We start from the raw sequence: 12353 nt of genomic DNA, 5'->3' as shown, positions 1-12353 counted from the left end.
CCGGCAGCCCGTCAATGCGTTACCTGTGGCAAATGGTCAGCCGCCTCTTTTTTTCTGATCCGAAAGAGCCGTTCCGGTACGACCTGCAGGATTGTCGCGCCTTTGTGCCAGAGTTCCGTCATGTGGTCGCCGATGTAATAGAGGTCATAATCCTGGTCGAGCATCCGCAACATTTCCTTGCCGGGGTCATAACTGTAAATTCCTGAAAGGGTCGTGTAGACCGGATGTCCGGCCTCCAGAACCCTGTCCAATTCTGCGCGGAAGGCCTGGATATCCCGGGGGGGCAGGATAATCGGGCCGCTTCAGGGGCTCCCGTTCGGCGTAATATCTGATGAACCACCCTTCGTCGGACGCGATGATGACCGCGTTAGGCGCGGTGTTGTCCCGGACAAAATAACTGAAGTCCACCATGGGCGCGAACCGGTGCCGGAACTGCAGGATCGGATAGGTCTGGGAGAAAAGCAGGAGGATGATGAAGACGAATGTTAGGCCGGCGCCGTACCGGATGAGCCGGGAGCGGCTTTGCCAGAGGGTTCCCATCAGATAACTTTGCGCGATGATGAGAGGGACAGCCGGGATGAGGAGGTAGCGCGAGGTGGTCCCGGCGAGATTGCCGAAAAAGCCAAGCGTGAAGACGAGCCAAGTGAGAAGAAAATAGAATACCCTTCGATTTTTAACAGCGAGTTTTCCTGTTCCAAGAATCGACAGGAGAAACCCGACCGGCGTCAGGCCGCAGACCAGGATGACAAGACTGCTGAGAAGGGACGGCGATATGAGACCGCGAAAATTCGCAGTGACGCCGATGTCCCAGGATTTGGCAAAATAGCCGAGATAATTGCCGCGCCCTGTGCCGAGGATGAACGGAAGATGCAAGACGGCCATCACGGATGCGGCGATGGTGATCATGAGCGTGAAAAGTTTGAGCCTGTTGAGGAATGGGGTTGCCGGGACCCGGCCGGTTTCGCCCGGAGGCCAGAAGAAGAGGACGGTGACCGCCGGCATGATCCAGGGGAGGTCTTGAATACGAGTGGCTCCCATCGCGCCCAGCAATGTCGCAGCGGAAATAAACGCTCGTTTGCGTCCTGTTGTTTGAAAAGAGGCCAGGGCCGCGAGACCTGCCAGGAGAAAGAAAAGACTCGCGGTGTGATTCTTACCGTAGGTGGATTCCGCCAGGCAAATCGGGAAGACGGACAGCATGACAGCCCCGAAAAACGCGGCGGTCCTGTTCAAGAGGTTTTGCAGGAGCACAAAGAGGGCGCCCACCGACATCGCGCCGAAGAACGCGCTCATCACGTTGACCCCGATGACCGGGTCGTGGATGGAAAACATCCGCGCCGCACCGATGAAAACCGCTCCCAGCAGGATAAAGAGAGGATATCCGGGGCCGCTGGTCTGAAGACGTCCCGTTGTCAGGAGCTCCTCGGATTTGATGGCGAAGTCGAGGCAGTCGACGTTATAAGGACCTTTGCTCAAAAAGGCTAAACGCAGGAAAAGGCTGATCACGGTTAATGCCACCAGCAGGAAGACGCTGTCGTTTTTGAACGGCAATCGTTTCATGGCAGGATTAAGAATACAAGGAGGACAGGCTTCGCAAGAGGATGTCTTTACAAAAATGACCGACGGGTTGGAAAATCTCAAGGGTGTTTATGGGTTAACAATTGGTAAACTTCATCTTGAGCAACAAGTGGATGGCCAAAGCATACAGGACCACGCCAATCAGGAATGTCGTGTTCAGCCCTAAGGTGATCTGCGCAATCATGGCCAGGATAGAGCCGATGACGGACATGGCCCCGTTCAATCCCCAGAATAATGCGATAGGACCGTTTTTCTTATCGAGAATCCTAATCCCCTGAGGGAGGAAGGACCCCATAAAGAATCCGAGGGGAAGGACCACGACAATTGAGGCGATCATTCTCGTGCCGATGGGGTGGCGGGAGAAAAACGAAAGTGCCGGGGCCATAAAGAGGACCGTTCCTATGGCGATGGTGAGAAACAGCATCGAATATGCGGTAACTCCTCGCCGGGTATCGACCCTCCCTAAGAAGAAGCTTCCTAATCCGCTTCCCAGGAGGAATGAGAACAGCGTGATCGACAAGCTGTAGATAGGATGTCCCAAGAAGGAGCTCAATCGTGTGACCTGCGACATTTCCACGAACATGAAAGCTATGCCTATCGTGCTGAAATAGACGGTGAGGGGGATAGCCGTCGTATCCAATTTCATGGGCTGCTGCATTCTGCAGAGCGGCAGAATCACAAACAAGATGGTTAAAATGGTCATGAGTCCCAGCAAAGAGAATAAAATGTGCTCCGCGCTGAAATTGGGTGGCCACAATTGTTTGACGAACTCCCATGTATCGAATCGGCTCAAGAGGAAGAAAAAAGGCTTGTCATCGGTGGCCGGGGTGATGTTGCGGAAGTAATGCCGGGGATATTCCCGCACCCCCGTCGGGTCCGACATTTCCCTGAAGGCCGGGAAGTGCGAGCCCGCCGGTGAAAGGATAAGATGAAATCCCATGGTCTCGCAATAATTTTTGACAAGATGCAGCTCCTGGGCAGAGAAGGGGCTCTTTTTGACGAGCAGGGTCCCAACCTCCCGGCCTTCGAACAGGCCGTCGGTGTGGACGAGGACGAAATGGGCCCTGGGTTGAAGGACCCCGTCCCTCATTAGAGATTCGGTCGCTGCCCCCAGCATCCGGAGCATGTGTTCCGGGCTTTCGAGGGGCATCCAGTAGGAGACGCTGAGGACCCCCGATTCCGTCAGGTGATCCCAATACGTATGAAAGGCGCCGGTCGTATAAAGACTGTTTTCTGTTAGGGCATAAGCTCCGGCTTGAGTTGCCGCAAAGGTGTCGATGAGTGACAATTGGATGAGATCGAATTTCTTGTCGGAGGCGTTGATGAAGCTGCGCGCTTCATTGTGAACCAGGGTAACTTTGGGATGATGGCTAAGGTCGCCGGTGAAGTGGGGGACGACTTTTTTGTGGATATTCAGGATCGCCTCATTGATCTCAACCCCGGTAATGGTTTTTTGGCCGAACAGCAGGCCCGCCAGAACATCCCTGCCCGCTCCGACACCAATGACCAGCATATCCCCGCCGGTGACAAGATAATGGGCGAGCGATGTGATGTCGTATTTTAGAAAATCGATTTTTCGGAAATCTCGCTGTTCGAAATCCGTCATATGCGTGCCGGCAATGCTGTCGATGTCAAGGTACATTTGCTTGACGCGGTTCCTGAACACCTCCTGTTGTTTTTTGGGGGCAAACCCCCAGCCGATGGGCGCGGGTTGACCCGGGATCTCGAAGAGCCTGATATATGAGAAGGAATTCCATTTTTTGTAAAAAGCCTGATTGACCAGCTGTCCCTTGGTCCATCGGATTTTTAAGCAGTCCGTGCTCAGATTGACGCAGAGGGCGATGGCCAGGAACAGCAGCAATCCGACCAGGTGCTTTGTTTTTCTCTGCGCCGCGGGGGCCGAAGCGTCGAATAAAATGGCCGTTACGACCCCGGCTAACGCCAGGATAAAGTAGGAATTGATGACCTCCAGGGAGTTGATGAGGGGAATGAATAACAGGCAGCCCAGCGATGATCCCAAGAGGTTGATGAAATATATCTTATTGGCATGGCCGGCATAACGGGTGAAGATGAGCGAAATTCCGACCCCGGAGCTGATGAGCGGCAGGGCGGTTGAGGCGAAGATCCAGAGAATGTTCCAATAGCGGTAGGTGATTTGCCAGTCTCCCGACGCCGAAGAATTCACGAACGCCGGCAGCTGGCAGACGATTGTTAGATTGATCAGCAGCGCCGATGAGAATGCGGCAGCGCACCGGCGGAGGTTGCTGGAATAGTTTTTCAGAAAGGCGTCTTTGTATTTGTGCACGATAACGGCTCCCAGAGTTAATCCAAACAGGGCCAGGCAGATCGCCATGAATGAAAAGTGGTACCAGGCAATGACGCTCATGACGCGTGAGATCAAGAGTTCAAAGACTAAAGTGACGAGAGAGAGCAGAAATAGGCCGTAGAGGATTCTGGGGCTCAAGGAGTGGGATGTCATGCCGGTCCTTTTATTTTATTGTGGGGTTGGGGATTGTGAACTGGGTTGCCCCTGCGCGAGGCAGCAGCGTTTTCCAAAGCATGGGGAGGAAGTTCGGTCATCTGGTGATCCCCTGTGAGCAGTTGAGTTTCGTGTGCGGAGATGCAAATTTTATGCTGGAGGAGGGATTCGAACCCTCGCGACCGTGAAGTCACTGGTTTTTGAGACCAGCGCGTATACCAGTTCCGCCACTCCAGCAGTTTTTCTAAATGATAAAAATGAAAGAACAGTGGTCACTGCTACGGAGTGGCGGAGAATGCTGTTTTCCAGATGGGATGAGGAACAGCATTGCCGTCACTCCAGAGTTTTTTCAAGCGACAAAAATGAAAGAGCAGTGGTCACTGATAGGGAGTGGCGGAGAATGCTGTTTTCCAGATGGGATGAGGAACAGCATTGCCGTCACTCCAACAAGTTTATTAATCAACGTGCAAATGAAAGATCTTGCGGATGTCGTCTTTTTTTAGGTAATAAATGACGAATCCGTGATAAGCCATGGAAATGGCGTCTTTGACATGACCCGGAATGGATGTGCCCACCGCATCGTTCAGTTGGATGATGTCCATGAAAATCAGGATTTTGCTCAGAAAGATGACCGACGAGAAATACAGCAGGACATTGTAGGCGGCTTTTTTGAACTTGAGGATGCCGATGCCGATCAGGGTGGATATGCAGGCCGCGGCCACAATGAACAGCAGGATGCCGGGGGGCTTGGCGCTTGTGCCGAGAATCAAAGAACTGAAAACGATAAAAAGGGAGATGCTGCCGATCAGGATTTCAATGATGCCGATGATGAGGACGACGCGAAATTGTTTCAATCGAGCGATCCTTGATGAGAAATTTGTGGAGCTGAGGGGAGTTGAACCCCTGACCCCTTGCATGCCATGCAAGTGCTCTCCCAACTGAGCTACAGCCCCGATTTTCCTTAATGAACAAAATTTATATTTAGAGGAAATCGGGACTAGCCCTTGGCTTCCCTGTTCGATTTTTTAATCAACGGAAGCCAAGGGCAGCCCCAATAACCTAAAAACGATCAAATTTATTTTAGAGGAAAACGGGGCCAGTCCCTGGCTTCCCTGTCCGATTTTTTAATCAAAGGAAGCCAAGGACAGCCCCGATACCTCTATATATTATCAAAAAATGTCCTTCAATATAGCATCCCCCCCTTTTTTTGTCAATCCGACCTTTCACGGCCGGGAGGCCTCCTTTTTCATTGTCAACCGGAAGCCGGCAGTCGGTTGACAATGGGCTGAAAACTCGGTATGATGACTCATCCCCTTCCAGGGGAATTTTTCCTTATATGATGAATCCCTTTTATTTCGATTACGCGTCCACAACTCCGGCTGACCCCGAAGTGATCCGGGCCATGGAGTCGTTTTTCCATGACCGTTTCGGCAATGCCTCCAGTCCGCACGCCTTCGGCCGCGAGGCCCAGAAGGCCCTGGAGGACGCCCGTCAGACATTGGCCGGATTCATCGGATCCCTGCCGGAGGAGATCGTTTTCACCTCCGGAGCCACAGAATCCAACAATTCCGCGATTCTGGGCGCCGCGTTCAGCCATCGGGACCAGGGCAACCATATCATCATCTCCAGTATTGAACACCATTCCGTTCACGAGCCGGCCCATTTTTTGGAGAAATTTGGATTCCGCGTCACCTCTGTGGATGTGGATCCTCTCGGCCTCGTGGACCCGGAGGCCGTGCGCAAGGCCATCACGGACAAAACGGTTTTGATCGCGGTGATGCATGCCAGCAACGAGATCGGCACCATTCAGCCGGTCGCCGGGATCGGGAAAGTCGCGCGGGAGCGCGGCATTCCTTTTCTGGTGGACGCGGTCCAGACCGTCGGGCACATTCCGGTGGACGTTCGGGAGCTTGGCGCGGACATGCTGTCGTTATCGGCGCACAAATTTTACGGCCCCAAGGGCGTCGGCGCGCTTTACATCCGCAAGGGCGTGAAGGTCACGCATTATTTGATGGGCGGTGACCAGGAGCGCGGCCGCCGGGCATCCACGCAAAACGTGGCCGGGATTGTCGGTATGGCCAAGGCGGTCGAGCTTTGCCGCGGCAAAATGGCGGATGAAGCGAGAACTCAAACAGCCCTGCGTGACCGGATCATCGCCGAGGTGCTTAGGCGCATTGACGGCGTGCGGCTCAACGGCCATCCGGCCAGCCGCCTGCCGAACAACGTTCATTTTTCTTTCGACAAGATTCAGGGGGAGACCCTGCTGATGAGCCTGGACATGGAAGGCATCGCCGCTTCCATGGGTTCGGCCTGCACCGCCGGGGCCATGGAGCCGTCGCGCGTCCTGCGGGCGATCGGGCTTTCCGATGAGCTGGCGTTCGGCTCTCTGCGGTTGACCATCGGCCGGTGGACAACGCAGGAGCATGTGGATGCCTTGCTGGAAACGCTGCCGGCTGTTGTCAAAAGATTGAGGATTTGATATGCAGGACCAGATCATCCAGTTTCTTAAGAAAAGTGATTCCTATCTGTCCGGGGAAGAGATCAGCCGTTCCCTGAACGTCAGCCGCGCCGGGATATGGAAATACATCCAGGAATTGCGCGAGGACGGATACGACATCGTTGCGGTCCCGCATCTCGGGTACCGCTTGCTGTCCTGCCCGGACAAGCTTCTGCCGCGTGAGATCGGTTACGTTCTGGGAACAAAAGTGATGGGGAGACATGTTCATTCCCACGATGCCGTTTCCTCGACCATGGACGAGGCGTTCCGGCTGGGGCTTCAGGGCGCCGAGGAGGGAACGGTCGTGATCGCCGAAAGCCAGACCAAAGGCCGCGGGCGGCTGGGCCGCAGCTGGGTGTCGCCCAAGGGCAAAGGACTTTATTTTTCCGTGATTTTACGGCCGCGGCTCAACCCCATGGACGTCCCGAAATTGACGCTGTTGTGCGCTGTGGCGCTTCGGGAGGCCGTGGCCGCGTCCACCGGCGTGCAGGCCGCGATCAAATGGCCCAATGATCTTTTGGTCAACGGCCGCAAGCTCGCCGGAATTCTGACCGAATTGAACGCCGAGGTGGAACGGGTGAAATTTGTGGTCGTGGGTTTCGGCATCAACGTGAACACGTCCGCGGCCCACCTGCCGCCGCATTCGACGTCCGTCACATTGGAGAGCGGACAGAGCGCCGCCCGCGTGGCCGTGCTTCAGGAAGTCCTGAGACGCCTGGAGCGCTGGTATTTTCAGGCGTCCTCCGAAGGATTTGAGGCCGTTCTCAATAAGTGGAAGGAATTGTCGGCGACCATCGGCCGGCGCGTCCGGATTTCCGATTCCGGCGGCACGGTGGAAGGCGAGGCCCTGGATTTGGCCAGTGACGGTGGATTGGTGATCCGCAGCGATGCGGGCACGCTGATCAAAAAAATGTCCGGGGATGTGGTGCAAATTGGATAGGAGGCATTGTTCATGCGAAGCATTTCAATCTTTTTCTTGATGGTCCTTTGTTTGTCCCTGGTGACGGATGGCCGGGTTTTTGCAAAATCCTCGGAGGAAGAATTGTCTCCTGAGGCGGTGGCGCAACGGCAAAAAGAGGATGAAGAACGGATCAAGAAAATCTTTGTGACTGTGGAATCGATCGCGCGTCTTCCTTATGAGCAACAGCAGGGGGAAGAGGTGTATCTTTACCAGGAAGCCTATCCCCTGTTGAAGGACCGTGATTACGCGTTGATCCCGGGCTCGTTCGCGCCGGAGAACGCCGCCCAGCTTTCTCCTGAGGAATTGGCCAGCATGATCATGGCCCGGGATGCCAACGGTATTTATGGATTAAAGGAAGCGGCCCGGGGAAAGTGTCTGGAGCTTTTGAAAAAACACCGGCAGTTGGTGGTCCCGATGATTTGGGCCGATCTGGAAAACGATGAGTATTGGAATCGCGACCGCGGCTTGAGTTTGACGGCAGAGCTGGCCGTGACTGAAATGATTCTGAAGGTGTTGAAAATCCTTAAGGAAAGCCGGGACGATCATGAAATCCGGCAAGCGGTCTATGCCCTGGAAAGACTGGGTGATTTTAGCGTCATTGAAAATTTGATCAACAAATATCCTGAAAAACCGCTGGAATTTTTCGAGACCATGCGGAGCCTGTCCAAGGGACATCCTCCGCACCCGGCTGTCCTCAAGCTGCTCTCATCGGAGGACGAGGAGCAGCGCTGGAAAGCGGTGTATGTGCTGGCCGAATCCGGTGATGCGGCGCTGATTCCCGTATTTCAGGACTTAATGCGGGATCCCTCCGCCAAGGTCCGGGAACAGGCGGTGGTCATGGGGTATATGATTTTGAAGAAAGACAGGCCGGATGTCAGGCCGTCTTTGGTCGCGGTCCTGTCCGATCCTGCGAGGGATGTCAGGTATTATGCCGCCATCCTGCTTGCGGAAATCAAAGACAAGGCCTGCGCGCCTGTTTTGCTGGAACTTTTAAAGGACGGCTCCATGGAAGAGTGGCGGCACTCCAATGTCGTCCAGGCCGTGAACAACCTGACGGGCAGTTATTTCGGTTATTATAACGGATCCGATGGATGGCAACCGACGACAGAGCAGAATCAAAAAGCCATTGCCGCTTTTGCGAAATGGATTGAGGACAATCCGCATGAGTAAGGAAGTTTTTTTCGGGAACGACATCGCCGCGCTCGAACAACAGCAGTTGCGGCGCAGGATGCGGGACGTGGAAGGACCGCAGGGGCGGGCGATCGTCCTCAACGGGCGCGAAGTCTTGAATTTTTGTTCAAACAATTATCTGGGGCTGGCGGACGATCCCCGTTTGATCCGGGCCGCGGCGGAGTGCATGGAGAAAGAAGGGTTCGGCTCCGGGGCTTCGCGGCTGGTGTGCGGCAACATGGCTTCGCACCGCCGGCTTGAAGAAAAGATCGCGGCGTTCAAGGGCGCGCCAGCCGCGCTGGTGTTCTCCAGCGGTTATATGGCCAACGTCGGGATCATTTCTTCGCTGATGGGGCGGGATGACGTTGTGTTCTCTGACCGGCTCAACCACGCGTCCATCATCGACGGGATCCTTTTGAGCCAGGCCAAGCTTAAGCGCTACCCGCACAGCGACATGGACGCGCTGGAAGGGATGCTCCGGGAGCCGTCGTCGGCCAAACGCAAATTGATCGTCACGGACAGCGTGTTCAGCATGGACGGCGACATCGCGCCCCTGGACCGCATCGCGGCCCTGGCGGAAAGATACGGTTGCATGATGATGGTGGACGAGGCGCACGCGTTCGGGGTGTTAGGCAAAAACGGGAAGGGCGCTGTGGAGCATTTCGGATTGGAAGGCCGCGTGGATATCCAGATGGGCACGTTTTCCAAGGCCGCGGGTTCCTTTGGCGCGTATGGCTGCGGCTCGGAGACGTTGATCGAATATCTGGTCAACCATGCTCGGAGTTTTATTTATACGACCGGCATGCCGCCGGCCGTGGCCGCGGCTTCGCAGGCGGCCATTGAAATCATGGAACATGAACCGGACCGCCGGGAAACGCTGTGGGACAATGCGCGTTATCTCGGCGGCCGTTTGAAGGAACTCGGATTTGACATCGGCAGGACCCGGACGCCGATCATTCCCATCATTGTAAGGGATTCCGGGCTGGCCGTGGAGTTCTCGCGCCGTTTGCTGGAGGCCGGGATCTTTGTCTCGGCCATCCGGCCTCCGACAGTGCCGGCCAACACCGCCCGGCTGCGCGTGACCGTGATGGCGACACACACGCGCGAAGATCTGGACCGTTTGACGGAACAACTCAAAAACACAGGAAGAGCGCTATGCCTTATTTGAAGACCAAGCGGGGAATGAACTGGCATTATGAAGTCGAGGGGCAGGGGGACCCGATCCTGTTTATCCACGGCTGGGGCGTGGATTCCCGGATTTGGCGCCAGCAGGTCAAACATTTTTCGGCGCGGTTCTGCGCCGTTGCCGTGGATCTGCCGGGACACGGCAAGACGGAGTGGCGTAAAATTTCGCTGGCCGAGATCGCCGGAGACATCCGCGAGGTCCTCTGGGACCTGGGCCTTGAGAAGGTCGGCGTCGTGGGCAGTTCTCTCGGAGGGCTTGTGGCGCTGAAACTTTTTGCCATCGCCCCGCAGGCGGTGCGTTTTCTGGTGTTTGTCGGCTCCCAGCCCCGTTTCAGCCGCAGCGAAGATTACCCGTACGGGCTGGAAGTGTCGCGCATCCGCAAGCTCGCCGCCCAGCTTAATTCTGATTATCCGAGCATGGTCAATATTTTTTTCCGTTCGCTGTTCACGCATTACGAGCGGGGCAGCCGCCGGTACAAGTGGATCCAGACGTTCCGGCAAAATATCGATTTTCCCCACAAGGAAGCCCTGCTGCAGATGCTGGACGTCCTGGAAAATGAAGACCTGCGCGAGCACATGCCGCGCGGCGGGCTGCCGGTCCAGTTCATCAACGGAACGGATGATTATATCTGCCCGAAGGAATTGTTCACGTATTTCTCGAGGACAATCCCGGGAGCGACGTTGGACCTGTTCCCCCGTTGCGGGCACTTCCCGTTTTTGACCAAACCGTATGAGTTCAACGAGACCATCGAGCGTTTTCTGTCGTCGTTCCTTCCCCGGCAGGAAAAATGAAGCCCTCCTCACTCCCCGCGGTAAGCCGCGGCGGGTATCCGGATAAGGCTTCATTCCTCCGTGGGGGAGCACTATGCTGCTTCCTCCCTGGGATATGGAACTCCCGCCCCAAGGGCGGGGTGTGTAAGGAGCAACAATCCCTATGATCCTTAATCTTCTCGACCGTAAAATCCGTCGGGCCTTTTCAGGCGCGGCCATGCAGTATGAAGTCCTGGCCGGGCTGCAGAAGGAGATCGGCCGCGAGCTCATCCGCAAGATTGTGGACCGCCAGGAGTGCTCGTCCATTCTTGACGTCGGCATGGGCACGGGCTGGATGACGGATCGCCTGCGGTTCTGGTTCCCGGACGCGGCCGTGACAGGGCTTGACGTGGCGGACGGGATGGTCCGGCAGGCGCGGGACAAATACGGCGATCTGGCGATCGTCCAGGCCGACGCCCAGGCCTTGCCGTTTTGCGAGAACAGCTTTGACGTGGTTGTTTCGAACCTTTCGTACCAATGGGCGAACGACCTGACGCAGGCGTTTGCCGGCGCGTGGTCCTGCTTGAAACCCGGCGGCACGCTGTTCGCGACATTGTTCGGACGGCAGACGTTTTGCGAATTGTTCGAGGCGCTGGAGGCAGCGGCCGGAGACGGCGCGAGACCGTCGCCGGTCATCCGCCGGCTCGCGGGTCGGGCCGAAATCGAGGCCGCCCTGCGCGCCGCCGGATTCCAGGATATCGAATTGAAGGACGAGATCATCAAAACGCATTTCGACAACATGATGGCCCTGCTCAAATGGATCAAGGACATCGGCGCCAACGTCCGCGAACGGGACATCTTCGTCGGGCGGGACCTGTTGTACCGCGCGGCGCATTATTATCAAGATCGTTTCAAGGACCGCTGGGGCGTGTTCGCGACTTTCGAGGTGGTATGGATCACGGCGAGAAAATGAAAGCGTCACAAGGTCACAAGGTCATAAAAGCACACGCAAAACATGTGGCATGTGACGTGTATCGTGTGACGTGTGACGGATTGTTCATCACCGGAACGGACACCGGGGTCGGTAAGACCATTGTCACGCTGGCGCTCGGGACCCTGCTGCAGGAGCAGGGATATGATGTCGGCGTGATGAAGCCCGTGCAGTGCGCGGGCAACGACGCCGCTCTCCTCAAAAAGGGCTTGCGGCTTGCGGACTCTCTGGCTGAGATCAATCCATATCTGGCGCCGGAGCCGTTGTCGCCGCATATTGCGTTTCAGCGGCAGAATATTTGCATCCGCGTCCCGAAGATTTTGGAGGCCTATCAACGGCTTCAGCAGCGTCACGACATTGTCCTGGTAGAGGGGGCCGGAGGGTTGTGCGTTCCTCTCCAGGGCGAGTATCTCGTGGCGGATTTGATCCGGGAGATGGATCTTGATGTGGTGATCGTGGCGCGGCTTGGACTGGGGACGATCAATCACACGCTTTTAACCATTGAGCAGGCGCGCTCCCGCGGGCTGCGGGTGCGGGGTGTGATTTTTAACGACCTGGCTGGCAAGCCGCACGGCATTCCGGAGAAGACAAATCCGCAAGCGATCCGGCGGCTGGGGGGCGTCCCGGTTCTCGGCATTCTGCCGCGTTTGAGGTCTCTGAAGACCGCTGATATTCTCAAGCAATGCCGGGGGCGGCTGGACCCGAAGACGCTTTTGTATTCTTCGTCTGCCCGTCGGGACGCGAA

General features: G+C 56.1%; 10 protein-coding genes, 1 tRNA gene, 1 other RNA gene and 1 pseudogene. 7 read left to right on the top strand and 6 right to left on the bottom strand.

From position 1 onward, the window contains the following. Positions 1–11: 11 nt before the first annotated feature. The 6 genes from Q8Q08_00820 to ssrA all read right to left on the bottom strand — a co-directional run bounded on the left by Q8Q08_00820 (position 12) and on the right by ssrA (position 5206). Positions 12–173: a hypothetical protein gene (locus tag Q8Q08_00820; protein ID MDP2652553.1), complete on the bottom strand. Its 162-nt coding sequence runs from the start codon at positions 171–173 to the stop codon at positions 12–14. 13 nt (positions 174–186) lie between these two features. After that, entirely contained in the window at positions 187–1557 is a 1371-nt protein-coding gene (locus Q8Q08_00815; protein ID MDP2652552.1) for a DUF2723 domain-containing protein, read from the bottom strand. A gap of 94 nt (positions 1558–1651) precedes the next feature. Next, complete coding sequence (locus Q8Q08_00810; GenBank protein MDP2652551.1) at positions 1652–4054, bottom strand: hypothetical protein; 2403 nt, start codon at positions 4052–4054, stop codon at positions 1652–1654. Between the two features lie 153 nt (positions 4055–4207). Beyond that, positions 4208–4291 (bottom strand) — tRNA-Leu (locus tag Q8Q08_00805). A 218-nt stretch (positions 4292–4509) separates the two neighbouring features. Further along, on the bottom strand, positions 4510–4908 hold the full coding sequence (locus Q8Q08_00800; protein ID MDP2652550.1) for a hypothetical protein: 399 nt from the start codon (positions 4906–4908) through the stop codon (positions 4510–4512). A gap of 23 nt (positions 4909–4931) precedes the next feature. Continuing rightward, positions 4932–5206: a transfer-messenger RNA gene (gene ssrA / locus Q8Q08_00795) on the bottom strand. A 187-nt stretch (positions 5207–5393) separates the two neighbouring features. Here ssrA and Q8Q08_00790 point away from each other — a divergent pair. The 7 genes and pseudogenes from Q8Q08_00790 to bioD all read left to right on the top strand — a co-directional run bounded on the left by Q8Q08_00790 (position 5394) and on the right by bioD (position 12261). Then, positions 5394–6533: an IscS subfamily cysteine desulfurase gene (locus tag Q8Q08_00790; GenBank protein ID MDP2652549.1), complete on the top strand. Its 1140-nt coding sequence runs from the start codon at positions 5394–5396 to the stop codon at positions 6531–6533. A 1-nt stretch (position 6534) separates the two neighbouring features. Continuing rightward, positions 6535–7491, top strand: coding sequence for a biotin--[acetyl-CoA-carboxylase] ligase (locus tag Q8Q08_00785; GenBank protein MDP2652548.1), 957 nt, complete (start codon positions 6535–6537; stop codon positions 7489–7491). Positions 7492–7503: 12 nt separating this feature from the next. Then, positions 7504–8682: a HEAT repeat domain-containing protein gene (locus tag Q8Q08_00780; GenBank protein MDP2652547.1), complete on the top strand. Its 1179-nt coding sequence runs from the start codon at positions 7504–7506 to the stop codon at positions 8680–8682. Next, positions 8675–9850 (top strand): 8-amino-7-oxononanoate synthase, encoded by a 1176-nt coding sequence (gene bioF / locus Q8Q08_00775; protein MDP2652546.1) that lies wholly within the window; start codon positions 8675–8677, stop codon positions 9848–9850. The genes Q8Q08_00780 and bioF overlap by 8 nt, the downstream gene beginning before the upstream one ends. Further along, on the top strand, positions 9838–10659 hold the full coding sequence (locus Q8Q08_00770; GenBank protein MDP2652545.1) for an alpha/beta fold hydrolase: 822 nt from the start codon (positions 9838–9840) through the stop codon (positions 10657–10659). Before bioF ends, Q8Q08_00770 begins: the two co-directional genes overlap by 13 nt. A 142-nt stretch (positions 10660–10801) precedes the next feature. Continuing rightward, the gene (locus Q8Q08_00765) at positions 10802–11590 is read left to right on the top strand and encodes a methyltransferase domain-containing protein (protein ID MDP2652544.1); all 789 of its coding nucleotides are present in this window, start codon (positions 10802–10804) and stop codon (positions 11588–11590) included. Beyond that, positions 11587–12261, top strand: a pseudogene (gene bioD / locus Q8Q08_00760) (dethiobiotin synthase). Before Q8Q08_00765 ends, bioD begins: the two are co-directional and overlap by 4 nt. The last annotated feature ends 92 nt before the right edge of the window (positions 12262–12353 follow it).

The sequence above is a fragment of the Candidatus Omnitrophota bacterium genome, assembly GCA_030688425.1.
In the GTDB taxonomy this organism is placed as follows: Bacteria; Omnitrophota; Gorgyraeia; order Zapsychrales; family JANLHA01; genus JAUYIB01.
Note: the sequence above shows the minus strand (reverse complement) of the source record. Positions and strands in the feature narration are given on the sequence as shown.